Annotated in this window: 20 protein-coding genes; 10 read left to right on the top strand and 10 right to left on the bottom strand. The window is 58.4% G+C overall.

What is annotated here, in order from left to right:
• Positions 1-85 precede the first annotated feature (85 nt).
• The 9 genes from I6I12_RS11040 (at position 86) to tuf (ending at position 12,881) form a co-directional block, all read left to right on the top strand.
• Positions 86-4,081 (top strand): DNA-directed RNA polymerase subunit beta', encoded by a 3,996-nt coding sequence (locus I6I12_RS11040; protein WP_200288280.1) that lies wholly within the window; start codon positions 86-88, stop codon positions 4,079-4,081.
• 291 nt (positions 4,082-4,372) lie between these two features.
• Complete coding sequence (locus I6I12_RS11035; protein WP_200288279.1) at positions 4,373-4,984, top strand: ECF transporter S component; 612 nt, start codon at positions 4,373-4,375, stop codon at positions 4,982-4,984.
• Positions 4,985-4,998: 14 nt separating this feature from the next.
• Positions 4,999-6,426, top strand: coding sequence for an ABC transporter ATP-binding protein (locus I6I12_RS11030; RefSeq protein WP_234288130.1), 1,428 nt, complete (start codon positions 4,999-5,001; stop codon positions 6,424-6,426).
• Positions 6,419-7,189 (top strand): energy-coupling factor transporter transmembrane component T family protein, encoded by a 771-nt coding sequence (locus tag I6I12_RS11025; RefSeq protein WP_200288277.1) that lies wholly within the window; start codon positions 6,419-6,421, stop codon positions 7,187-7,189. Before I6I12_RS11030 ends, I6I12_RS11025 begins: the two co-directional genes overlap by 8 nt.
• 26 nt (positions 7,190-7,215) lie before the next feature.
• Positions 7,216-7,767, top strand: coding sequence for a nucleoside/nucleotide kinase family protein (locus I6I12_RS11020; protein ID WP_023027806.1), 552 nt, complete (start codon positions 7,216-7,218; stop codon positions 7,765-7,767).
• Between the two features lie 232 nt (positions 7,768-7,999).
• The gene (gene rpsL / locus I6I12_RS11015) at positions 8,000-8,371 is read left to right on the top strand and encodes a 30S ribosomal protein S12 (RefSeq protein WP_005322866.1); all 372 of its coding nucleotides are present in this window, start codon (positions 8,000-8,002) and stop codon (positions 8,369-8,371) included.
• A gap of 6 nt (positions 8,372-8,377) precedes the next feature.
• Positions 8,378-8,845, top strand: coding sequence for a 30S ribosomal protein S7 (gene rpsG, locus I6I12_RS11010; RefSeq protein WP_005322865.1), 468 nt, complete (start codon positions 8,378-8,380; stop codon positions 8,843-8,845).
• A gap of 323 nt (positions 8,846-9,168) precedes the next feature.
• The gene (gene fusA, locus I6I12_RS11005; RefSeq protein WP_023020537.1) at positions 9,169-11,298 is read left to right on the top strand and encodes an elongation factor G; all 2,130 of its coding nucleotides are present in this window, start codon (positions 9,169-9,171) and stop codon (positions 11,296-11,298) included.
• Positions 11,299-11,690: 392 nt separating this feature from the next.
• Positions 11,691-12,881, top strand: coding sequence for an elongation factor Tu (tuf, locus tag I6I12_RS11000; protein ID WP_023020538.1), 1,191 nt, complete (start codon positions 11,691-11,693; stop codon positions 12,879-12,881).
• Between the two features lie 230 nt (positions 12,882-13,111).
• Here tuf and I6I12_RS10995 read toward each other — a convergent pair whose 3' ends face one another.
• The 4 genes from I6I12_RS10995 to I6I12_RS10980 all read right to left on the bottom strand — a co-directional run bounded on the left by I6I12_RS10995 (position 13,112) and on the right by I6I12_RS10980 (position 18,793).
• A complete protein-coding gene (locus tag I6I12_RS10995; RefSeq protein ID WP_200288276.1) occupies positions 13,112-14,806 on the bottom strand; it encodes an ABC transporter family substrate-binding protein in 1,695 nt (564 codons plus the stop codon).
• Positions 14,807-14,915: 109 nt separating this feature from the next.
• Positions 14,916-16,820 (bottom strand): dipeptide ABC transporter ATP-binding protein, encoded by a 1,905-nt coding sequence (locus I6I12_RS10990; protein WP_200288275.1) that lies wholly within the window; start codon positions 16,818-16,820, stop codon positions 14,916-14,918.
• Positions 16,817-17,809 carry an ABC transporter permease gene (locus tag I6I12_RS10985; RefSeq protein ID WP_200288274.1) on the bottom strand — a complete coding sequence of 331 codons (993 nt, stop codon included), beginning with the start codon at positions 17,807-17,809 and terminating at the stop codon, positions 16,817-16,819. Before I6I12_RS10985 ends, I6I12_RS10990 begins: the two co-directional genes overlap by 4 nt.
• Positions 17,810-18,793, bottom strand: a complete 984-nt coding sequence (locus I6I12_RS10980) for an ABC transporter permease (protein ID WP_200288273.1) — start codon at positions 18,791-18,793, stop codon at positions 17,810-17,812. It abuts the gene before it with no gap.
• 332 nt (positions 18,794-19,125) lie between these two features.
• Here I6I12_RS10980 and I6I12_RS10975 point away from each other — a divergent pair, with 332 nt between their 5' ends.
• A complete protein-coding gene (locus I6I12_RS10975; protein ID WP_023020542.1) occupies positions 19,126-19,824 on the top strand; it encodes a hypothetical protein in 699 nt (232 codons plus the stop codon).
• Here the strand turns inward: I6I12_RS10975 and amaP are convergent.
• From amaP to I6I12_RS10945, 6 genes are read right to left on the bottom strand one after another with little or no spacing between them, the layout of a single operon-like run.
• Positions 19,813-20,388, bottom strand: a complete 576-nt coding sequence (gene amaP / locus I6I12_RS10970; RefSeq protein ID WP_023020543.1) for an alkaline shock response membrane anchor protein AmaP — start codon at positions 20,386-20,388, stop codon at positions 19,813-19,815. The two genes, I6I12_RS10975 and amaP, sit on opposite strands and share 12 nt — an antisense overlap.
• Positions 20,381-20,947 carry a DUF6286 domain-containing protein gene (locus I6I12_RS10965; protein WP_023020544.1) on the bottom strand — a complete coding sequence of 189 codons (567 nt, stop codon included), beginning with the start codon at positions 20,945-20,947 and terminating at the stop codon, positions 20,381-20,383. The genes amaP and I6I12_RS10965 overlap by 8 nt, the downstream gene beginning before the upstream one ends.
• Complete coding sequence (locus I6I12_RS10960) at positions 20,940-21,905, bottom strand: Asp23/Gls24 family envelope stress response protein (protein WP_023020545.1); 966 nt, start codon at positions 21,903-21,905, stop codon at positions 20,940-20,942. The genes I6I12_RS10965 and I6I12_RS10960 overlap by 8 nt, the downstream gene beginning before the upstream one ends.
• On the bottom strand, positions 21,905-22,099 hold the full coding sequence (locus I6I12_RS10955; RefSeq protein WP_023020546.1) for a DUF2273 domain-containing protein: 195 nt from the start codon (positions 22,097-22,099) through the stop codon (positions 21,905-21,907). The genes I6I12_RS10960 and I6I12_RS10955 overlap by 1 nt, the downstream gene beginning before the upstream one ends.
• A 2-nt stretch (positions 22,100-22,101) precedes the next feature.
• Entirely contained in the window at positions 22,102-22,449 is a 348-nt protein-coding gene (locus I6I12_RS10950; protein ID WP_023020547.1) for a hypothetical protein, read from the bottom strand.
• A 5-nt stretch (positions 22,450-22,454) separates the two neighbouring features.
• Positions 22,455-22,934 (bottom strand): Asp23/Gls24 family envelope stress response protein, encoded by a 480-nt coding sequence (locus tag I6I12_RS10945; RefSeq protein WP_023020548.1) that lies wholly within the window; start codon positions 22,932-22,934, stop codon positions 22,455-22,457.
• Between the last annotated feature and the right edge of the window lie 623 nt (positions 22,935-23,557).

The raw sequence follows: 23,557 nt of genomic DNA, 5'->3' as shown, positions 1-23,557 counted from the left end.
GGTAAGTCCCCGTGGTAGGGCGTAAACGTTTCATTCATACAAAGCCATCAATTCCTCGACAACGAGGATGAAAGGGAGACATTACGTGTTTGACGTAAATCTCTTCGACGAGCTCCGCATCGGTCTGGCCACCGCAGACGATATTCGTCGCTGGTCCAAGGGCGAGGTCAAAAAGCCTGAGACCATTAACTACCGCACTCTGAAGCCGGAGAAGGACGGCCTCTTCTGTGAGCGCATCTTCGGCCCCACCCGTGACTGGGAGTGCGCTTGTGGTAAGTACAAGCGCGTCCGCTACAAGGGCATCATCTGTGAGCGCTGTGGCGTTGAGGTCACCAAGTCCAAGGTTCGCCGTGAGCGCATGGGCCACATTGAGCTGGCCGCTCCGGTAACCCACATCTGGTACTTCAAGGGCGTTCCGTCCCGCTTGGGCTACCTGCTGGACCTGGCTCCGAAGGATCTCGAGCGCATCATTTACTTCGCCGCCAATATCATCACCTCCGTGGATGAAGAGGCTCGCCACAACGACCAGTCCACCCTGGAAGCAGAAATGCTCCTGGAGAAGAAGGACGTTGAGGACGATACCGAGTCCGAGATCGCAGAGCGCGCCTCCAAGCTGGAGTCTGACCTGGCTGAGCTGGAAGCAGCCGGTGCCAAGGCCGATGCCCGTAAGAAGGTAAAGAACGCTGCCGATAAGGAAATGCAGCACATCCGCGAGCGTGGCGAGCGCGAAATCGCCCGCCTGGATGAAATCTGGAATACCTTCATCAAGCTGGCTCCAAAGCAGATGATCATCGATGAGACCATCTACGAAGAGCTGGTTGACCGCTACGAGGATTACTTCACCGGCGGCATGGGCGCAGAAGCCATCCAGACCCTGGTCCGCAACTTCGACCTCGAGGCTGAGGCCGAGGAGCTGCGCGAGATCATCAACAACGGCAAGGGCCAGAAGAAGATGCGTGCTCTCAAGCGCCTGAAGGTCGTTGCTGCCTTCCTGCGCTCCGGCAACGATCCGGCCGGTATGGTGTTGGATGCCATCCCGGTTATCCCGCCAGAGCTGCGCCCAATGGTGCAGCTGGACGGTGGCCGCTTTGCTACCTCCGACCTGAACGACCTCTACCGCCGCGTAATCAACCGCAATAACCGTTTGAAGCGCATGATCGACCTGGGTGCACCAGAGATCATCGTGAACAACGAGAAGCGCATGCTGCAGGAGTCTGTGGACGCGCTCTTCGATAACGGCCGCCGCGGCCGTCCGGTTACCGGCCCGGGCAACCGTCCGCTGAAGTCCCTGTCTGACTTGCTCAAGGGCAAGCAGGGCCGCTTCCGCCAGAACCTGCTGGGTAAGCGCGTGGACTACTCCGGCCGTTCCGTTATTATCGTTGGACCGCAGCTGAAGCTGCACGAGTGTGGTCTGCCGAAGCTCATGGCGCTCGAGCTATTCAAGCCGTTCGTCATGAAGCGCTTGGTAGAAAACGACTATGCCCAGAACATCAAGTCCGCCAAGCGCATGGTTGAGCGCCAGCGCCCAGAGGTGTGGGACGTTCTGGAGCAGGCCATTTCTGAGCACCCTGTGATGCTCAACCGTGCACCTACGCTGCACCGCCTGGGCATTCAGGCCTTCGAGCCGAAGCTGGTTGAGGGTAAGGCTATTCAGCTGCACCCGCTGGCTTGTGAGGCGTTCAACGCCGACTTCGACGGTGACCAGATGGCAGTCCACCTGCCGCTGTCCGCTGAGGCACAGGCTGAGGCCCGCGTCTTGATGCTGGCGTCCAATAACATTCTGTCCCCGGCATCCGGTAAGCCACTGGCTATGCCGCGTCTGGATATGGTTACCGGCCTGTACTACCTGACGATGGACAAGTCCGAGGACGAGATCGGTGGCAACGGCCGCTTCCGCGAGGCAGAAGAGGACAAGCCAGCAACCGGCGTTTACTCCTCCTACGCCGAGGCCCTCATGGCCTATGACCGCGGCACCGTTGGCCTGCAGGCCCCGATCAAGGTCCGCATCGATCACCTTCGCCCGCCGAAGGAGATCGAGGAGGAGCAGTTCCCAGATGGCTGGACCAAGGGCCAGGCATGGATGGGCTACACCACCATTGGCCGCGTCATGTTCAACGAGTTGTTGCCATGGAACTACCCGTACCTCGAGGGCATCATGGTCCGTAAGGGCGGCGGCTCTGGCAACAAGGTCCTCATCGGTGACGTGGTCAATGACTTGGCCAATAAGTACCCGATGATCACCGTGGCTCAGGTGCTGGACAACATGAAGGATGCCGGCTTCTACTGGGCAACCCGTTCTGGCGTGACCATCACTATGTCTGACGTTCTGGTTCTGCCGAATAAGACCGAGATCCTCGAGTCTTATGAGAAGGAAGCAGAGCGCATCGAGCGTAAGTACTGGGAGCAGGGTGCTCTGACCGAGCGCGAGCGCTACGATCGCCTGGTTGAGCTGTGGAAGGACGCTACCGATACCGTCGGTGAGGCCGTCGAGAACATGTACCCTGACCACAACCCGATTCCGATGATTGTGAAGTCTGGTGCGGCCGGTAACATGCGTCAGATCTGGACGCTGGCCGGTATGAAGGGCATGGTTGTGAACTCGCACGGTGATTACATCACCCGTCCGATTAAGACCTCCTTCCGTGAAGGCCTGTCCGTGCTGGAGTACTTCAACAACTCCCACGGTTCCCGTAAGGGTCTGGCCGATACCGCGCTGCGTACCGCTGACTCCGGCTACCTCACCCGTCGTCTGGTGGACGTGGCCCAGGACGTCATCGTCCGCGAAGAGGACTGTGGCACCCGCCAGGGCGTTCGCGTCCCCATCGGCGAGGTTTCCGGCGACAAGGTGGTTCTCTCCGAGCTGTGGGAGACCTCCGCATCCGGCCGCGTTCTCGCGACCGATGTCAAGGACGCCAACGGGGAGGTCGTGGCCGAGGCCGGCTCCGACCTCACCGAGGAACTCACCCAGAAGCTGTTGGACTCCAAGGTTACTGAGGTCAAGGTTCGCTCCGTGCTGACCTGCCAGACCCCGGCTGGCGTGTGTGCCAAGTGCTACGGCAAGTCCATGGCTTCCGGCCAGCTGGTCGATATCGGCGAGGCCGTCGGCATCGTGGCGGCACAGTCCATTGGTGAGCCGGGTACCCAGCTGACCATGCGTACGTTCCACCAGGGTGGTGTCGGTGGCGATATTACCGGCGGTCTGCCGCGTGTTCAGGAGCTCTTCGAGGCCCGTAACCCGAAGAACCGCGCTCCTATCGCTTCCGTTGACGGCACCGTATCCCTGTCCGATGAGGGCAACTTCTGGACCCTGACCATCACCCCGGATGACGGTTCGGATGATGTGGTCTATGAGAAGCTCTCCAAGCGTCAGGGCCTGGCTCAGGTCCGTCGCCCGATGGAGTCCAACCCGGATGCGATGATCGAGCGTTCCCTCAAGGACGGCGACCACGTCGAGACCGGTGACCGCCTGATGCGCGGTGCGGCTGACCCGCACGACGTGCTCGAGGTCCTCGGCCGCCGTGGCGTGGAGCAGCACCTCATCAACGAGGTGCAGGCTGTGTACCGTACCCAGGGTGTGGCTATCCACGATAAGCACATCGAGATCATCATCCGCCAGATGCTGCGCCGCGGTACCGTCATTGATGCGGGTACTACGGACTTGTTGCCGGGTAACCTCATCGACCTTTCTGAAGCTAAGCAGCTCAATGCTGCTCAGGTTGCAGAAGGTGGCGAGCCGGCTCAGCTGCGCTCGGAGATCATGGGTATTACCAAGGCTTCCTTGGCTACCGAGTCCTGGCTGTCCGCTGCATCCTTCCAGGAGACCACTCGCGTGCTTACGGACGCCGCTATTAACAAGCGCTCCGATAAGCTCATCGGTCTCAAGGAGAACGTGATTATCGGTAAGCTCATCCCGGCCGGTACCGGTATTTCCCGCTACCGCAATATTTCCGTCAAGCCGACCGAGGCTGCGCGCAACGCTGCATACTCGATTCCGACTTACGGCGATTCCATCTATGGCGATGACGGCTTCGGTGAGTTCACCGGTGCCTCCGTGCCGCTGGATGAGGACTTCACTTTCTAGGGTGCAGCTGAATCTGCGTTAACGCGGGATATTGATGGCCCCGCCTTCCTGAATGACAGGAAGGCGGGGCTGTTTCCATGTTTAGGGTGTACCGCTAAACTGCTCTGCTAGTATGAATGCAGCTTTTGGCAAGGCGCCTTTAGGGGAGCGCTGCCTAAGTAGTTGAAAAATGCACACATCACGGGTGCTTGTCAGCTGCCATTGTGTAGCCGAGACTGGCTGAGATGCCGCCACATGCGCGGTGAACCGTAGAACCTGATCCGGATAATGCCGGCGAGAGGGAGGAAAATTATGTCTACTACACGTGCGTCCGCTGCCCCGAAGCGCAGTTTGAATTGGCGCGTGGTCGATATCGTGGTTGCATCTGTTCTGGGTGTAGCTTGCGGCTTCGTATTCTTGGGTTGGAACGCAGTGGGCTATGCCTGGTTCCAAGCTATGGATGCTATTACCCCGGGCTTGGGCGGTATAGCCACCGGTATTTGGCTCATTGGTGGCGTGCTGGGTGGCCTTATCATCCGCAAGCCAGGTGCAGCTGTATACGTTGAGGTCCTAGCGGCCACTGTGTCCGCAGTGCTGGGTTCCCAGTGGGGCATTGAAACCCTGTATTCCGGCTTGGCACAAGGGCTAGGCGTGGAAATCATCCTGGCTATCTTCCTGTACCGCAGGTTTGGCTTTGGAGTTTCGGTATTAGCCGGCATGGCGGCTGGCTGGGGTGCTTTTATTCTCGAGCTATTCCTTTCCGGTAACTTGGCTCGCTCCTTCGAGTTCCAAATGATTTATTTGGTTACGCTGACTATCTCCGGTGCTATCCTCGCCGGTGCTTTGGGCTTTTTCGTGGTGAAGGCGCTAGCGAAGACAGGTGCTTTGGATCGTTTCGCCGCAGGCCGTGAACAGCGCGCTTAGGGCGTATGGGCACTGTGACTGACTTTTTCACTCTGGCGGGAAGGCCCACAAAAATTACCGCCCGCGGTTTTGGCTGGACGCATGCCGGGCGCACCCAGCCAGCGTTAGCTGATATTGACTTGGTTATTGAGCCAGGCGAGCGGGTATTGCTTTGCGGCGACTCTGGATCCGGCAAGTCCACATTCTTGGCTGCTATAGCCGGGGTGCTGGGCTCCGATGAAGAGGGAACCCGCGCCGGAGAGATCCTTTTGGAAGATTCCACCGGCGCGGTGGAGGAACCGGGACATTCCATTCCCGTAGGGCTGGTGTTGCAAGACCCAGATTCGCAGGTTATCTCAGCTCGGGTGGGAGACGATATTGCCTTCGGCTGCGAGAACCTAGCGTATCCGAGGGAAGAGATTTGGCGCCGCGTAGCCGCGGCCAAGGATCTGGTCGGCCCGTTCGTGGATATGGATTTTCCCACCGAGCGCCTGTCTGGTGGGCAAAAGCAACGCCTTGCTTTAGCGGGGGTAATCGCTATGGGTGCCGGTGTGGTGCTGCTCGATGAACCCACTGCCAATCTTGACCCTGCCGGCGCACGCGATGTGGTTCGCGCCGTTTCTGCACTGGTAGAAGAGACTGGGGCTACCCTCGTGGTGATAGAGCACCAACATACGGCCTGGGAAGGAGTGCTGGACCGTGCCGTGGAGCTTGCGCATGGGCGCATCGTGGCCGATGGTCCCTTTGAGCAGATAGCACGACGCCGCCGTGTCGAAGAGCTCCCGCAGGCGCGCGAGTTGGGTGATGGCGCAGCTAGGGAAGGAGACGCTGCGCTCTGGACTAAGGATTTGGTTACTCGCTTCGGCCCACCGCGCACGATTTCTCTGCCGGCGGGCGCTTCGACTGTGATTACAGGTCCTAATGGTGCAGGAAAATCGACATGGTTGATGACCATGGCGGGCTTGCTGCCGGCCATCTCCGGCGAGATCGGAGTGGCAGACTATGTGCGCCGTGGCGTGAAGGGGCCACCGATTCGGTGGAAGTCTCGAGAGCTGGCAGACCGCATTGGATTCGTATTCCAAAACCCGGAGCACCAGTTCGTTTCGCGCACCGTAGCGGAAGAGCTGCGCGTCGCGCCAAAGGTCATGCGAGTAAAACCGCCAGAAGAGCGCATAGCCCAATTGGTGGATTCCCTGCGCCTGGAGCACCTTTTGGAGGCTAATCCCTTCACGCTTTCTGGAGGCGAGAAGCGCCGCCTTTCGGTAGCTACTGCGTTGGTAACGTCACCTGAGGTAGTACTTCTTGACGAGCCTACTTTTGGACAGGACCCGCAGACCTTTGTGGAGCTGGTGCGTTTGCTACGCGAGCTAGCCGATGGTGGCACCACCGTTGCCTCCATCACCCACGATCCTTTGTTTATCCAGGCTTTAGGGGATCATCATGTGGAGGTGGATAGTGCCTAACCTTTTGCGCGAAGCCAATCCGCTGACACGAGTGTTTATGATGTTTATCTGGGTCACTCCCATTTTGGCATCTATTGACTGGGTTTCGGCAGCGGTATCATTGGCGCTCACCCTGATTTTCGCCCCGTTATGTGGGGTATCGTGGGCGAGGGTCTTTAAAGCCGGGTGGTTCCTTTTCTTGGTTGCCCCGATTTCCGGCGTTTCCATGCTGCTTTATGGTGAGCCCAGCGGCACCGAATACTTCCACTGGTGGCTTATTCATGTCACCGAAAATTCCCTCACCCTGGCAATCGCTATTACGCTGCGCGTCTTCGCCGTGGCTTTGCCCATGGTGGTGCTCGCCCGTGATATCGACCCTACGGAGCTGGGTGATGCCCTCTCGCAGATCCTGAAGCTACCATCGCGCTTTGTCATTGGTGCAGTGGCCGGTGTGCGCATGATGACGCTCTTTCAATCCGATTGGCAGTCGCTGGGGATGGCGCGCAGGGCGAGGGGGCTGACCGACGTCGGCAAGCTGAAGCACCTGCTTACGATGTCCTTCGGGCTATTGGTCATCGCGCTGCGCCGCGGTGGCAAGCTGGCGACGGCCATGGAGGCGCGCGGATTTGGGCGCACCCCACCCGGAGGAGGGGCACGCACATGGGCGCGTTCCTCCCGGCTGCACGCCCGCGATGGGTGGATTATGGCCATAGGTACTGTCCTCGCTTTTGTACCGGTGGTAGTTTCGGTACTCACTGGGGCCTGGAGATTCTTCGGCCTATAAACCGCGAAAGCAGTGATTGAGCGACCATGGACTTTGATAGCCAACAAGAGCGCCTTTTAGAGGACGTCGTCAAGCTGGCGGCAGCCAGAAAGCGTGCCTTCAAGCCAGTGACCGTGCTTATCGACGGCCCTTCGGGTGCCGGAAAAACCTGGACTTCCGCCGCGCTGGCCGAGCGCACCAACTGGCGCGTGGTACACCTCGATGAGTTCTACCCCGGCTGGCACGGCCTGGACAAGGGCTCTGACATGGTGGCAGAACAGGTATTGCGCACCATGAATCCCGGCTATTGGCGCTGGGATTGGGAGGCGGACAGCCCTGGAGACTGGGCTAGCCTCGACGTGCGCGATGATCTCATCGTGGAAGGGGTGGGCTCCGTAACCCCGGCCAATATCGCAGCCGCAAAGGAGAGGGGAACGGTAGTTAGCGTGCTTATCGACGGCCCCCGGGACCAACGCCGCGAACGCGCCATCGCCCGCGAGCCCGACTACGAGCAGTGGTTTGAAACCTGGGAAGCACAGGAAAAGGACTACTTTGCCACCAAGGCTGCTGAGGCTGATTTAGTTTGGGAATGGTCCTAGCAGGAAGAAGGTGCCGATCGCGTTTTGTATAAAGCGTGATCGGTTTGCTAGTCTAAACGGCAGTTCACTATGCGTGCCTTGCTGGCGCGCGGTGAAGAGTCTGATCCTTAACAAGGCACCGACCTTGGGAAGAGTTCTGGACATGCGGCAGCGCCCCGGGAAAGAGCGCCCATTTTTGCATGTTTGGTTCTTTTCCTTCGGTATTGGTGCAATTCGACAGAAAGACTGTTAAATGCCAACTATTCAGCAGCTGGTCCGCAAGGGCCGCCACGATAAGCGTAAAGAGGTTTCCACCGCTGCGCTGAAGGGTTCCCCGCAGCGTCGCGGTGTATGCACCCGCGTGTACACCACCACTCCTAAGAAGCCGAACTCCGCACTGCGTAAGGTTGCTCGTGTTCGCCTGACCACCGGTATTGAGGTTTCCGCCTACATTCCGGGCGAGGGCCACAACCTGCAGGAGCACTCCATGGTCCTCGTTCGCGGCGGCCGTGTGAAGGACCTTCCTGGTGTTCGTTACAAGATCATCCGCGGCGCTCTGGATACCCAGGGTGTCAAGGACCGTAAGCAGGCACGTTCCCGTTACGGCGCAAAGAAGGGACAGTAATAAACAATGCGTAAGAATGCTGCTCCGAAGCGTCCTGTAGTCAAGGACCCGGTATACAACTCCGAGCAGGTAACCATGCTCGTCAACAAGATCCTCCAGGACGGCAAGAAGTCCACCGCAGAGCGTATCGTCTATGGCGCTCTCGAGGCTTGCCGCGAGAAGACCGGTACCGATCCGGTTGGCACCCTGGAGAAGGCACTGGGCAATATCCGCCCAGACCTTGAGGTTCGCTCCCGCCGTGTCGGTGGCGCTACCTACCAGGTGCCGGTTGAGGTTCGCCCTGACCGTGCAAACACCCTGGCACTGCGCTGGATGGTGACCTTCACCCGCCAGCGTCGCGAGAACTCCATGATTGAGCGTCTCGCAAACGAGATTCTGGATGCCTCCAACGGCCTCGGCGCTTCCGTTAAGCGTCGTGAGGATACTCACAAGATGGCTGAGGCTAACCGAGCCTTCGCTCACTACCGCTGGTAATTTCAGCACTCATTTCAATGGCCCAAGCAACGAGAAGAAAGTTTCGCGCTGGCTGCCGGCAGGTTTTCTCCGGCGGCGACACAAAACTACATATCTCTTGCTTGGGTCATTTTTTGCCCTAATGGGTGTGATTTCTGGGCGGTATGCCCGCCCGGTCCAGCGGCATCGTGGAGTGTCCAGTACACTGAAGCGATGGAAGTCTAGGGGCAGGATGCCCCGAGGACGGCCAAATAGTGGCAAAAATATACATGACCTTATCCATGCAGGCGTCATAGCCAGAAACCTGGTCACGGCGTCGACGACTATTAAGTTGGGGTATAAACGTGGCACAAGAAGTGCTTAAGGATCTGAACAAGGTCCGCAACATCGGCATCATGGCCCACATCGATGCTGGTAAGACGACCACCACCGAGCGTATTCTCTTCTACACCGGTATCAACCGTAAGGTGGGCGAGACCCACGACGGTGCGTCCACTACTGACTGGATGGAGCAGGAGAAGGAACGCGGCATCACCATTACCTCCGCTGCCGTGACCTGCTTCTGGAATAACAACCAGATCAACATCATCGACACCCCGGGTCACGTTGACTTCACCGTTGAGGTTGAGCGTTCCCTGCGTGTTCTTGACGGCGCCGTCGCAGTCTTCGACGGTAAGGAAGGCGTTGAGCCGCAGTCCGAGCAGGTGTGGCGTCAGGCTGCTAAGTACGATGTTCCGCGTATCTGCTTCGTTAACAAGATGGACAAGCTGGGCGCTGACTTCTACTTCACCGTTCAGACCATCATTGACCGCTTGGGCGCTAAGCCGCTGGTTATGCAGCTGCCTATCGGCGCTGAGGATGACTTCGACGGCGTTGTCGACCTGCTGAATATGCAGGCAATCACCTGGCGTGGCAAGGTCGAGACCGGCGCTGAGCCTACCTACGAGGAAATCCCAGAGGACCTCAAGGACAAGGCGGAAGAATACCGCGAGAAGCTGGTTGAGACCGTTGCTGAGTCCGACGAAGAGCTCATGGAGAAGTACTTCGGCGGCGAGGAGCTGACCATTGACGAGCTCAAGGCCGGCATCCGTAAGCTCACCATCAACTCCGAGGTCTACCCGGTTTATTGCGGTACCGCCTACCGCAACAAGGGCGTGCAGCCACTGCTCGACGCTGTGGTTGACTTCCTGCCAAGCCCGCTGGACGTCGGCGAGGTTATCGGCCACGAGGTAGGAAACGAGGACAAGGAGCTTACCCGTAAGCCTTCCGTTGAGTCCCCGTTCTCCGCACTGGCATTCAAGATTGCTGCTCACCCATTCTTTGGCCAGCTCACCTTCACCCGCGTCTACTCCGGCCAGGTCACCCCGGGTACCGAGGTTATGAACTCCACCAAGGGCAAGAAGGAGCGCATCGGTAAGCTCTTCCAGATGCACGCCAACAAGGAAAACCCTGTTGAGCAGGCAGACGCCGGTAACATTTATGCTGTTATCGGTCTGAAAGAGACCACCACCGGTGACACCCTGTGTGACAAGGATAACCAGATCATCCTCGAGTCCATGGACTTCCCGGATCCGGTTATCAAAGTTTCCATCGAGCCGAAGACCAAGGCTGACCAGGAGAAGCTGGGTACCGCTATCCAGAAGCTCGCAGCTGAGGACCCAACCTTCACCGTCGAGCTGGATGAGGAGACCGGCCAGACCGTTATCGGCGGCATGGGCGAGCTCCACCTCGACGTTCTTGTTGACCGCATGAAGCGCGAGTTCAAGGTTGAGGCGAACATCGGTAACCCGCAGGTTGCTTACCGTGAGACCATCCGTAAGAAGGTTGAGTCCATGGAGTATACCCACAAGAAGCAGACCGGTGGTTCCGGTCAGTTCGCAAAGGTTATCTGCACCATCGAGCCGTACAACCCGGACCCAGAGACCTTGGAAGAGGGCGAGTCCGCAACTTACGCATTCGAGAATGCCGTCACCGGTGGCCGCGTTCCGAAGGAATACATTCCTTCCGTTGACGCTGGTATCCAGGACGCAATGCAGTACGGCTACCTGGCAGGCTTCCCGATGGTTAACATCAAGGCCACCCTGGAAGACGGCGCTTACCACGACGTCGACTCCTCCGAGATGGCCTTCAAGCTGGCCGGCTCCCAGGTCTTCAAGGAAGCAATGGCCAAGGCAAAGCCAGTTCTGCTGGAGCCGATGATGGCCGTTGAGGTTGTCACCCCTGAGGAGTACATGGGCACCGTTAACGGTGACATCTCCTCCCGTCGTGGCCAGGTCTTCGCTATGGAGGACCGTTCCGGCGCGAAGGTCGTTAAGGCTAAGGTGCCGCTGTCCGAGATGTTCGGTTACATCGGTGACCTGCGTTCTTCCACCGCTGGCCGCGCAAACTTCACCATGGTCTTCGATTCCTATGCAGAGGTTCCATCCTCCGTTGCACAGGAGATCATCGAGGAGCGCACCGGCAGCGCTAACTAAGCAGTAGCCCCGCTCCACCCGCGGTTTGTCCGGGCTGGTAATCTTCGCCAGTAGATGCCAGACCCGCCGCGGAGCGGGACAACTGGGCCAGGGTAGCGGCGGGCTGAGTTTGCAGCTTAACCATCTAGGTTGTGAATTGAGCCGGCCGTTACCCTCCCAGGATCCTTTTTAGAAGATTCTTGTCGAGGGAAATGGCCGCGATATTTCGCGGGGTTACCTCCTATAACGGCGGTTTGAAAAAACCGTGGCATAAATCTAGGATCGTGTAACTGGCACGTAAAGAAAGCGTCATTAGCGCTTTGCCCCACATACTGTGGGTCGGGTGCCAATGACAACTGTCAACCACGTGGCTGCGAAGGTCGTAGCCACCATATAGTCCAGGAGGACATACAGTGGCAAAGGAGAAGTTCGAGCGTACGAAGCCGCATGTGAACATCGGCACCATCGGACACGTCGACCACGGCAAGACCACCACCACCGCAGCGATCACCAAGGTTCTGGCTGACCAGTACCCTGAGGAGAACCAGGCATTCGCGTTCGACATGATCGACAAGGCTCCTGAGGAGAAGGAGCGCGGTATTACCATCAACATCTCCCACGTTGAGTACTCCACCCCGAAGCGCCACTACGCACACGTTGACGCTCCGGGCCACGCCGACTACATCAAGAACATGATTACCGGCGCTGCTCAGATGGACGGCGCTATCCTGGTTGTTGCTGCAACCGATGGCCCGATGCCGCAGACCCGCGAGCACGTTCTGCTTGCTCGCCAGGTTGGCGTTCCTTACATCCTCGTTGCACTGAACAAGTGCGACATGGTTGATGATGAGGAAATCATCGAGCTCGTTGAGATGGAGATCCGTGAGCTGCTCGCAGAGCAGGACTACGATGAGGAAGCTCCTATCGTTCACATCTCCGCTCTGAAGGCTCTCGAGGGCGATGACAAGTGGGTACAGTCCGTCGTTGAACTGATGGAAGCCTGCGACAACGCTATCCCGGATCCGGAGCGCGCTACCGACCAGCCGTTCCTGATGCCTATCGAGGACATCTTCACCATTACCGGCCGCGGCACCGTTGTTACCGGCCGTGTTGAGCGTGGCCGTCTGAACGTCAACGAGGACGTTGAGATCATCGGTATCCAGGAGAAGTCCCAGACCACCACCGTTACCGGTATCGAGATGTTCCGCAAGATGATGGACTACACCGAGGCTGGCGACAACTGTGGTCTGCTTCTGCGTGGTACCAAGCGTGAGGACGTTGAGCGTGGCCAGGTTGTTATCAAGCCGGGCGCTTACACCCCGCACACCAAGTTCGAGGGTTCCGTCTACGTCCTGAAGAAGGAAGAGGGCGGCCGCCACACCCCGTTCATGAACAACTACCGTCCGCAGTTCTACTTCCGTACCACGGACGTTACCGGTGTTGTTCACCTGCCAGAGGGCACCGAGATGGTTATGCCTGGCGACAACGTTGAGATGTCCGTTGAGCTCATTCAGCCGGTCGCTATGGACGAGGGCCTGCGCTTCGCTATCCGCGAGGGCTCCCGCACCGTCGGCGCTGGCCGCGTTACCAAGGTTATCGACTAGTCGATACCCAGTAACCGCTCAGTAGAGCTATAAAAAATCCGCTTCACTTTCGGTGGGGCGGATTTTTTGATCCTTAACCCACTTTCTCCGCGATGCACGAGCGTCGGCAATAGCCGTTGCTGCCTTGGCCGGGCGGTGCTGGCCTATAAAAGAGGCCTCCCGCTGCATCCTGTTTGATTGATGCTGCGGGAGGCTTCAGCGCATTGCGCTTTTAGGTGTGCAGGGAGTTGCTACTTTTCCCAGCCGATGTCTTCCTTGGGGAGGATGGCGAAGCCGTTGGCACCGTAGTTGGCCAGACCCTTCTTTACGCCGACCATTTGCGGACCGTTGGCGAAGGGGAGGATACCGTAGTGGCCGAAGGCCTCCGATTCGAGCTCATTGACGCGGTCGATTTGTTCGTCCTGGGAAGGAAGCTTCTGCAGCTCTTCAATCTTCTTATCAAATTCCTTGGTGCCAGTGCTGGACATATTTAGTGTGGAATCGCTGGCGTAGTACTGGCCAAAGTAGGCGACTCCAAATGGATCGGAGGAAGCAATGGCGGACAGGAAGAGGTCGAAGTCTCGCTCAGAGGTTACCTTCGAGAACTCAGCAGAAGGGCGCTCTTCAATCTTGAGGTCAACGCCGACGTCCTTGAGCATCTTTTGAAGTGCGGCGGCAAGGGACTTGGATACCTCATCGTCGCCGATGAGGATATAGCGCAGGGATAGTTTTTCGCCGTCTTTAGCAAAGATTCCGTCATCACCTTGTTGATATCCGGCATCCTCGAGCAGCTTCTTGGATTGCTCGGGGTCGAACTTGATGACGTCCTTGATATTGTCCTTGTAGCCCTCCTGGGTGGAGTAGAGGGTAAGCGAGCCCGGCATCTCTTCTTCATAGCCCAGGCCGTTATAGCGGATCTCGGCCAGCTGATCGCGGTCGATGGCGGAGAAGACGGCGTGGCGCACATCCTCATCCTTGAGCTGTGGCGCCTTGGAATTGAGGGTGAGGATGACATTGGCAGGGCGCAATGCTGCGCGGATATCGATGTCCTCGCCCATTTCACCGGCAATGGTGAGGCTGTTCTTATCGGCCACGCCAGCCGCGTCGATTTCCCCGGCCTGGAAGGCGTTGATGGTGGCCTGGGATTCCATGACGCGGAAGCTTACCTTCTTCATCTTTGGCTTATCGCCCCACCACTTTTCGTTCGGCACGAGGCTAAGGGTGCCACCCTTAAAGTCCACATTGTCCACCTTGAATGGGCCAGCGCCGTACTGCGGGTTCAGTTTGCCCAGGTAGGCCTTGTCAAACTTCTCTGGGCTATCAATAGCGGGGTGGAGCAGTTGATTGAAAAGACCCTGCCACCACGGGTAGGGGCCATCGAAGGTGATGACCACGTCCTTGTCGGTAGCTCCCTTTTCCACGGAGGTGATGCGCTCGTAGCCGTCGGTGGAGTTTACCTGGACGTCCTCGTCCTTGCCGTTGTTAAAACGCCAGGTATTCTCAAAGGCCTTCCAATCGATGGGCGTGCCGTCGTTGAAGGTGGCGTCTTTGTTGATCTTGTAGGTGACGACGGTGTTCTTGCCCTTCTTGTCTTCCTTGGCCTCGTCGATGTAGTCGGGGTTTGGGGTGTAGTTTCCCTCGCCGTCGTAAAGTGCCAGCTGTGGGTTGTACCAACCCCATACCGTGCGGGTATCGGTGACCATATTGGCATGGAAGGTGTTTTGCTGCTCGGTCAGTTCGCCGATGGGGAGGGTGAGTTCACCGTCGTCCTTGAGCTCGTCGCGGGATTTTTCGTTATAGTCGCCGGCTGGATTGACCTCGATGTCGAGGCCGCCTACGGCCTTATTAGAGCCTCCGCCCGAGTTGGCGGCACAGCCGGTGAGCGCGAGGGCTGCGGCGGAAAGGGTGGCTACGGTAGCGATCCGGAAGCGAGTGAACTTGTGCATAATCGGGTTCTCCTTGAGTGAGAGGAAAGTGAAAGATGTGGAAGCGGGGCAGCCGCCACATCCTTCTAGGTGTGAGGTCAACTATATAGAACGGTTGCTGTGCGGCGGGTCACTTTCGTGAAATTGGGGATGTATCGGCCGGATCGGGGTTGCGTCGCCTGCGGGCGGCCTCCGGATCTGGAATCGGAATAGCTTCCAGTAGCTTCTTGGTGTAATCCGCTTGGGGGTTTTCGAAGACCTCGTCGGTCGGCCCGGATTCCACAAATTGGCCCTTATACATGACGGCCAACCTATCGGAGAGGTGGCGCACCACCGAAAGATCATGGGCCACGAAGAGGTAGGACAGCCCCAGCCTTCTCTTCAGATCTTCAAGCAAGTTGATGACACCAGCCTGGATGGAGACATCGAGCGCGGAGACGGGTTCGTCCAACACCAAAACCGAGGGGTTGGTAGCCAGCGCGCGGGCAAGGCCGATGCGCTGGCGCTGCCCGCCGGAGAAGTGGCTAGGAAAGCGGTCAAGCTGGGAGGAATCAAGGCCGACCAGGCCCATGAGCTCATTGATGCGGGCGTCCACGTCGCCATCAAAGCCGAGGGAATTGAGAGGTTCGGCAATGACCTCGCGAACCGTAAGACGCGGGTTAAGCGAGCTCATCGGGTCCTGGAAGACAATTTGGATGTCCTTGCGGGCCGCGCGGCGCTCGGAGTTGCTCATCCCGGCCGCGTCTTTCCCGTTGAGCACTACAGCGCCATGTTCGGGTTTGAGATCCATGATTTCCAGCAGGGTGGTGGTCTTGCCGCAGCCGGATTCGCCCACGATGGCCATGCATTCACCCTTGCGGATATCAAAGGTGAGACCGTCTACTGCCTTGACCGTTCCGACGCGGCGCTTGACCAGTGCGCCCTTGGTGAGCGGGAATTCTTTGCGCAGATCCGTGACTTCTAGGGTGGTGGGGCGCTCATCGCGGGGTATACCAGCCATGACATCATCGGCCAGCTGTGGCGGTTTGAACATGAGATCGCCGCCGATTTTGCGGTCGCGGATTTCGGGTGCGCGCAGGCAGGCGCTCTCGTGGCCCGGGGCATCGTCCAGCAGGCTCAGCGGTGGCTCGCCTTCGGAGCAGGCGGGTTGCGCCACGGGGCAGCGCGGGGCAAATTGGCAGCGCTGCTTGAGATCGACCAGCACTGGTGGGCTGCCCACGATGGGAGTGAGCGGTTCTTCGGCCGATACGTCAGGGCGCGGCGTGGAGCCGAGCAGGCCCACGGTATAGGGCATGCGGGGCTGGGAGAAGATGGTATCCACATCGCCGCGCTCCACGGGGCGGCCGGCGTACATGACCATGACATCATCGGCCGTTTCTGCCACCACGCCCATGTCGTGGGTGATCATGATGGTTGCGGCGCCGGTTTCGCGCTGCGCGAGCTTGATGACGTCCAGGATCTGCGCCTGAATGGTCACATCCAATGCGGTCGTGGGCTCATCCGCGATGAGCACGCGCGGATTATTCGCAATCGCAATGGCAATAACCACGCGCTGGCGCATGCCGCCCGAGAACTCGTGTGGGAAGGACTTCAACCGCAGGTGCGGATCGGGGATGCCCACGAGATCGAGCAACTCCGTAGCCTCTTTGAGCGCCTGCTTTTTGCCGACGTCCCTATGGGCCTGGATTGCTTCCACTAACTGCGATCCAATATCGAAAACCGGGGTGAGCGCGGAGAGCGGGTCTTGGAAGATCATTCCAATGCCGTTGCCGCGGATCTCAGACATCTGCTTATCGCTCAGGCCGAGCAGCTCGCGGCCTTCGAATTTCACGGATCCGGTGATCTTTGCATAGTCCGGCAGCAGGCCCATGATGGACATGGAGGTTACTGATTTACCGGATCCGGATTCACCCACGATGCCGAGTGTGCGGCCAGGGTAGAGATCAAAATCTACGCCGCGGACCGCGGAGACGGATCCGGCCTCGGACGGGAAGTTAACGTGCAGGTCTTTAACGGACAAGACAGGCGAGGTCATGCTTTGCCTCCGGAATTCGAGTTGGGGTCGAGCGCATCGCGCAGGCCATCACCGATGAAGGCCATAGACACGGTGAGCAAGGTCAGGGTTGCGGCAGGGAAGTAGAACAGCCACGGGGAGGACTGCACAGCGGCGGTGCCGCCCTGCAGGAGGGTGCCAAGGGAGACGTCGGGAAGCTTGACGCCCAAGCCCAGGAAGGACAGGGCCGTCTCGGAGCCCACGGTGCCCACCACGCCGAAGACGAATTGGATGATAAGAAGCGAGCCAATATTTGGGATGACGTGGCGCACGATGGTCCGCAACTTGGAAACACCCATGTAGTTAGCTGCGCGGACATAGTCTTGCTCGCGCACCGTAAGTGCCAAAGACCAAATCACGCGGGCCTGGTACATCCAGCCAAAGACAATGAGGACTACGATGAGTAGCTTCCAGTCGCCACCAGAATCCGCTACCACCAGCGCAATGAGCAAGAAGGTAGGGATGGACAGCAAAAAGTGGATGACCGCCAGCACCGCCTTTTCGGCTACTCCGCCCCACAGGGCCGCGGCCGATCCGACAAAAGCGGAGATGACCAAGGTGGCCAGTGATACCACGATGGCGATGGTTAGCGACCTCCCTAAGCCGTGAATGGTCTGGGCGTAGAGGTCATTGCCGGTATCATTCGTGCCGAACCAGTGCTCGGGGCTCGGCGGCTCCGACAGGGCGAGGAAGTCCGGTTCGGTGTAGTCCCACTTGGCAAAGAAGCCGCCGAAGAGGGCTGCCAGCATCAAAAAGACCAGGATGATAAGGCCTAGGGTAGCGAGCTTATTGCGGAAGAAGCGGCGCAGGTAGAGCTTGTAACGCGAAGTGCCACGCGGCATCTGCTCTAAGGTGGCTACTTGCTCGGCCTCGGCCGGGGAGAAGGGGTCCCCCGTTGCGACCTCGCTGTGCGCGGTGATTTCCCCGCGCGGTTCCTGCTTGAAATAGTTGCGGTCTTTAGATGGGGTCATTTAACTCACCCTCACTCGTGGATCAAGCGCAACGACGACCACGTCCGCCAATACCGCGGAAATGGCTGTCATGGCGGCGCCAAAGGCGGCGACGGCTGCTGCACCGTTGACGTCGTTCTTGCTAATGGTTTCGATGAAGTACTGGCCCATGCCGTTCCAGCCAAAGATGCGTTCAGTCATCACCGCACCGGTGAAAATACCCGGAATGGAAAAGGCTACCGAGGTAGCTACTGGAATGATGGAGGTGCGCAGCGCGTGCTTGCGAATGGCTTGCTGGCGGGTCAATCCCTTTGCGCGAGCGGTGCGTACATAGTCTGCATCCAAGTTATCCAGCAGCAAGGTGCGCTGGGTCATGTGATAGCTGGCGTAGCTAATGAAAACCAGCGAAATAGTGGGAAGAACCAAGTGCTGCGCGGAGTCCATTAGCTGGGGGAAGAAGCCTTCCACATCCAGCGAGTGGGAGCCGACGACATAGAAAATTTTCTTTCCGGTGAGCTCGTTGATTTTGAGCGCGCCCCACACCACAGCGATAGAAGCGACCACCACGTGGGTATTCATTGCGATGATGGAAATGCCCTGCCAGATGCGGTCGCCGGTCTTGTACTGGCGCGAAGCAGTATAAACACCCACGGCCACGCCGATGAGGATGGACAAAATAGTAGAAAGCAAGAGGAGCTGCGCGGAGACCCAGATGCGGTAGCTAATTTCTGAGTTCACCACCTCGCCCACTGGAGATTGGCCCCAGTCCCATTTGGTGAGGATATTGGTCAGCCACGTCCACCAGCGTTGCACTAGCGGGGTATCGGGGCTGAGGTTATAGGGCTCAAGAAGGTTATTGATTTCCTCCGCCGAAAGCGGCGGGCGGCGGCCGATGTAATTGGACCGTGGGTCCAGGAAGTTGGCCGCCAAGAGATAGGCGAGGTTGGTAGCCAAAAAGATCATGAGTAACCAGCCCAAGGTCTTTTTGATCAGATATTTAGTCATAGAGATTCTCCGTGCGTGGTTAAGCAGGAAACGGGATGTAAATGTGGTTCCAACGAGCGAATCGTTGTATGTGACCAATTTAATAAGCTGTTGCGCGGGGCACAATCGAATTAGCCCCGTGATATAAATCCCCTTTAACGTGATAGGTATTGGCGGAGGTGGCGAGGTGGGAAAATAGTGCAATAAAGCGCCGATGAACAGGGGATATGGCGTTCTCGATTGTTGAACACTTATAGTATTTATTTAATTGAATGAAATTAACTCGGGGGTGAATATCTTCGCCCGCGCCCCGACCGCTTGCCTGTCGCCGGCGCTGGGTAGTCTTGGCGGATATGGATGACCCCACCCGCATCGATCCCACTCTTGAGTCCCTCCGTCGCGCCTGGGAAGGCCAACCCGACCTCAGCCTCGCCACCTTCTTTGCCATGCTGGCTAATCGGGGCATCGGTTGGGGTGCGAGCGATGCGGAGCTGGTAGCGGAGTTGCAGCGACAAGCGGCCGTGCATCCACCGCTTCTGCCCTTGGATAACGGACGCATTGCGGAAGGGGAGTGGCTGGTGCTTGCCGACGCCCCCACTAACCGCATTACCGCCACCCCCACCCACGTCATCGTGCGCCGTCCACAAGCTCAACCCGTGGTATGGGCATATGATTCCATTCGCCCAACCGGGCCCGGCCGGCCTTTTACCATTCGTGATACAGAAGGCTTCGAGCACCGCTTTGGCGTGGTTACCAGCCTCATGCGGTTGAGCACTACGTGCCCAGACCTCAAGGGCCTGAAGCGACAGGAGTTAGGCGATTTCGTCTTTGTTCTTCGCTTCTCCGGGGCCATTGGCGTTCTTGACCATGGGTTACACCTATTTGCCAAGGAAAATCGCCGCGTTACTCGCCAGGATTATTCTTGGCAGCGAATAGAAAAATGCCGCCCCGGAGAGGAACTGGAAGTGATCCTCGGGGGCGGCGAATCGGCCCGTTTGGGGGCCATTGAAGAGGTCCTAGTGGCAGAGACCCCGAACCCGCTATTCGGATAGGTCCTTCAGAGGCCCAACCTTGCTGAATTGCAGTTTATAAATGGTGTCCAAATCCGCGTCCGGGAAAGCCGCGCGGAAATCGCGTTCATTGGTCTCCACGGCGCCAGTAAGGCGCTCCACCGGGGTATCCGGATTGGCCGTGACCGTGTACTGCAGGGTAGGGCGGGCACGGTCATAAGCCACGAGCCGCTCCACGTGCTCGACGCCCTTAATTCCATCCAGATCCTGGGCCACAGCACCGGCAATAGCGTTCATCGACGTCGTGATAGATCCCTTGTCATTAGACGATGCAGACTCCACGTTATTAAAGCGACGGTGGCGCAGGTTAGCTACCACGAGCCACAGGCCTACGATAAGCAGTAGTGCGGAACCACCGGCCAGCGCCCAGACCCACCAGTCATTGTCCGCCAACGTCTTCCACGCATCGTGGTCCACCCACAGGGCTAAGTACTTGGCAAACTCCACATTGAAGTGGATAAGGATGGGCCACACGCCCAAAGCGATGAGGATTATTCCCAGCAGGCCGAGCAGGATACGGTCAAAAGTAGCAAGTTTTCTAGACATTGTTATCCAACTCCGGAATCTTTTCTACAGCTACGGTGACCTGTGGCGGATTCTTTAAGTGCGCCAGGCACTGCGTAACCGCGGTCTCTACTCGGCCCTGCAGCTCGGCATCGTCGGTATCACCATTGACGGTGACCTTAGCGGTCTTTTTATCCGCTGAGGTCTGTGCGGAGGCAACGCCCGGCACGCGGCGAGCAGTCGCCGAAGATAGGCGAGCGATATCTACCGGCCGCATCCACATGGACGCGGTATCGGAAGCCAGCTGCAGGTGCGTTGTGCGGCGCGTCTTTAGCGTTGCAAATAGGAAGATAAGGCCGACGATGATGGATGCGACACCGGCCCAAATCATCCAGGTCTGCAGCTGTTCAGTGGCGATGAGGTTAAGTACTGGCTGTACCCACGATTGGGCATCGGAACCAGAACCTACAAGCCACGTCTCGCGCACGCCGACGATGCCCGCGGCGATCAGAAGCAGCCCTAGAATCACAGCCCACGATCGCGCCGCTGGAGACGCCTTCGGCTGCTGCCCAAAGTGTTCAGGCATGTGCTGTTCAGCCATGGTTGCCTCCTTGTGGGCGGTAGGGGTTTATGGAAATGGCGCGCAACGGCTCCGGCCGTGGCACATCCACGTGCAGTGGGCGAGGGTTGGCCGGGGTGACCTCAATACGTTTGAGTGCTTGTGGTCGAGGGGCTTGTACCTTTCGCGCAGGAACGGACTTAGGGGTCTGCACGCGGCGCGGTGTCCACTCGTGGCGGATCTCGATATCACGCAGCGGCTGCGGCCGAGGAGCTGATACCTGTACTTTTCGCGACAGCGGGCGAACCTGTCCGCTGGGGACCAGCTTGGCTGGGCGCGGTGCCGCCACGCTGTGAACGTGTACCGGCTTAGGCTCTTTGAGAGGCCGCAGCGCATGTTCACCTGGGGAAGAGATTTCGCGCAGGTGGTGGTCAGGGAGATCAGCAGAGACACTGCGTACCTCAGCCTCGCGCGGAGTGTTTACGGACCGCACCGCGATGTCGGAGTCCGGGGCAGTGACGCTGCGCACCGGTGTTTTCTGCGGTGTGGCAATGCTGCGTACGTTGACCGACTCGGCAGTGACCGGCTGCCAGACCGGCGAGGGCGTGATGTGCGGCGCGACGGCAGCAGCAACCTGGCGCTGCTCCACTTCTGCCGCTGTTACCCGATTGCCCGGAACGGAACCGCCAACGGTGACATTAACGCGTGTAGTGGAATAACCGGTATGTGCCGCGATGGCTTCTGAAATGGCGGCGCGGGTATGCTCCGCCACCGTAGTAACCGGCGAGGGCCACACTACGCCGATAGTGGCGTTGACGGCCGCTACCTCGCGCTCCGAGTCCATTTGGACCGAGACCCGTGGAAAACCGCGGCCGCCGATGCCCGCTAGCTTGGCCTCTATGGCCTTGGTGCCGGGGACGCTAGCGATCGCGGCGGTAACGATGCGTTCCATGGTCCGCAGCGAGATACGCGTGTGGCCCTGAGTGGAACTATCTGTCATTAACCTTGGCCTTTCTCCTTACCGATGAGGCCATTCCACACCGAGGTGAGATCGATACGGCCATCAAAGTGTGCTCCCACGATTCCGCCAATGGCAGCAAGGAGTACGGCGAGCAGGGTCGGACCCCAACCTAGGTGCAAAAAGAAGGCAAGAATAAGGCCGGAAATGATGCCCAAAGTGGTGTAATTTTTCATATCTATTCCTTCGATGGAGCAGCGGATAAGCCATCCACGGCGTCAGAAAACTCAACGTCAATGCGCTGCAGTTCGGGACATGCCCCTCGTGCGGCGGACCGGATGTCTTCTGCCAAGGCATAAAGGTCCGGCGCCGCGCTGATATCGACGCGGATGTTGATCTGCAGGTGGCGATCGTCGCGCGGATTGGGTCGCCGCATACCGACGATGCGCTCGCCTGGGAGGTACAAACTCACCGAACTGAACGAACCGCCGTCGAGTGCAGCGACGCCGCGGACCTTCGTGACGGCCTGTGCAATAGCGTGGGCGTGGCTTACCTCGAGCTCGAAATGTGCTCGGGGCTCAGGCATTGGGCTTAGGCCTGACCCTGGTTCAAAGCAGCCTGGTCTTCAGACTCGGACTCATCTTTCGGCAGCTTGACATCGTGAACAACAACGTTGACGCGCTCGACACTCAGGCCAGTCATGCGCTCTACAGCATTCATGATGTTGCGGCGGATAGCCTCAGCGAGCTCGTGGATGGCCACGCCGTACTCAGCCGTAATTGCAATCTCGATGCGGGCGGAGCCTTCTGCTACCTCTACGTCTACGCCCTGGCGGACGTCCTCGGAAGCACCGAAAGACTCGCGAATATTGCCGATCATGCGGGCGCCGCCGCCACCCAGGGAATCCACGCCGGAAACCTCGCGGGCTGCGATGCCGGCAATCTTGGAGACCACGACATCATCGATGGTGGTGGTGCCGTACTGGGTTTCCAGGTTGTTATTGACCTCGCGCTCCTCGGAAGCGGGAACCTGGTTGTCAGAGTTTTGTGCAGGGGTCTTGTTTTCAGACATGGGCGAGTGAGCCTTTCTTTATTGGGTAATGCATGAACGCGATATTCAACTATCTAGGCAGGACAAAGAGTCCACAGCCATTGCCTCCGAGTTTAGATACTTCTCAGCCGAGTGTGGGGTGCGAGGCAACAAAATTTTCCAAAACGTGATTTTTGGCACGGTTTAATACGCGGCTTGAAAAACCGCAGCCCAACATGCTTAAATACAAAGGTTGCTTTAACAGGGCAGCGAGAACCGAGATGTGGTGCGAGCGACGGACGTCGTCAAGCGCAGTCTCGGGGAGACGCTGAGCTGGTAAAGCGAACATGACACCTTCGTTGTCGCCATGTTTCAGGGGAACTTGAAACATTGACTGGAAGGTCATCCGATCGGGCTAGGTCCGCGTTAGAGCAGTGACACCCCGAGAAGATGGACCGGAGAAGGGGCATGGCAAATAAACAGCGGCAGTAGACGAATTGGACACTCTCCACGTGTAATGCGTGAAAACCGTCCTCTTCACAATACTTTGACCACGGGTCTTGTACCCCGTCGAGAGCACTGCGTTCTGGCGCTTGCCATGTACCGCAACTCTTGGTCGTCATGACAGTCAGACCACTGGCGTTGTGTCAGGCCCCCAAGCCCGG

Origin of the sequence: Corynebacterium kefirresidentii (genome assembly GCF_016599755.1) — a bacterium.
Taxonomy (GTDB): domain Bacteria; phylum Actinomycetota; class Actinomycetes; order Mycobacteriales; family Mycobacteriaceae; genus Corynebacterium; species Corynebacterium kefirresidentii.
The sequence above is the reverse complement of the archived record's forward strand: the minus strand, read 5'-3'. Positions and strand labels throughout refer to the sequence as shown.

Coding starts and splice junctions, on each gene's coding strand:
- I6I12_RS11035 (WP_200288279.1), top strand. CDS start 4,373: ATGTCTACTACACGTGCGTCCGCTGCCCCGAAGCGCAGTTTGAATTGG.
- I6I12_RS11020 (WP_023027806.1), top strand. CDS start 7,216: ATGGACTTTGATAGCCAACAAGAGCGCCTTTTAGAGGACGTCGTCAAG.
- rpsL (WP_005322866.1), top strand. CDS start 8,000: ATGCCAACTATTCAGCAGCTGGTCCGCAAGGGCCGCCACGATAAGCGT.
- rpsG (WP_005322865.1), top strand. CDS start 8,378: ATGCGTAAGAATGCTGCTCCGAAGCGTCCTGTAGTCAAGGACCCGGTA.
- I6I12_RS10995 (WP_200288276.1), bottom strand. CDS start 14,806: ATGCACAAGTTCACTCGCTTCCGGATCGCTACCGTAGCCACCCTTTCC.
- I6I12_RS10990 (WP_200288275.1), bottom strand. CDS start 16,820: ATGACCTCGCCTGTCTTGTCCGTTAAAGACCTGCACGTTAACTTCCCG.
- I6I12_RS10985 (WP_200288274.1), bottom strand. CDS start 17,809: ATGACCCCATCTAAAGACCGCAACTATTTCAAGCAGGAACCGCGCGGG.
- I6I12_RS10980 (WP_200288273.1), bottom strand. CDS start 18,793: ATGACTAAATATCTGATCAAAAAGACCTTGGGCTGGTTACTCATGATC.
- I6I12_RS10975 (WP_023020542.1), top strand. CDS start 19,126: ATGGATGACCCCACCCGCATCGATCCCACTCTTGAGTCCCTCCGTCGC.
- amaP (WP_023020543.1), bottom strand. CDS start 20,388: ATGTCTAGAAAACTTGCTACTTTTGACCGTATCCTGCTCGGCCTGCTG.
- I6I12_RS10965 (WP_023020544.1), bottom strand. CDS start 20,947: ATGGCTGAACAGCACATGCCTGAACACTTTGGGCAGCAGCCGAAGGCG.
- I6I12_RS10960 (WP_023020545.1), bottom strand. CDS start 21,905: ATGACAGATAGTTCCACTCAGGGCCACACGCGTATCTCGCTGCGGACC.
- I6I12_RS10955 (WP_023020546.1), bottom strand. CDS start 22,099: ATGAAAAATTACACCACTTTGGGCATCATTTCCGGCCTTATTCTTGCC.
- I6I12_RS10950 (WP_023020547.1), bottom strand. CDS start 22,449: ATGCCTGAGCCCCGAGCACATTTCGAGCTCGAGGTAAGCCACGCCCAC.
- I6I12_RS10945 (WP_023020548.1), bottom strand. CDS start 22,934: ATGTCTGAAAACAAGACCCCTGCACAAAACTCTGACAACCAGGTTCCC.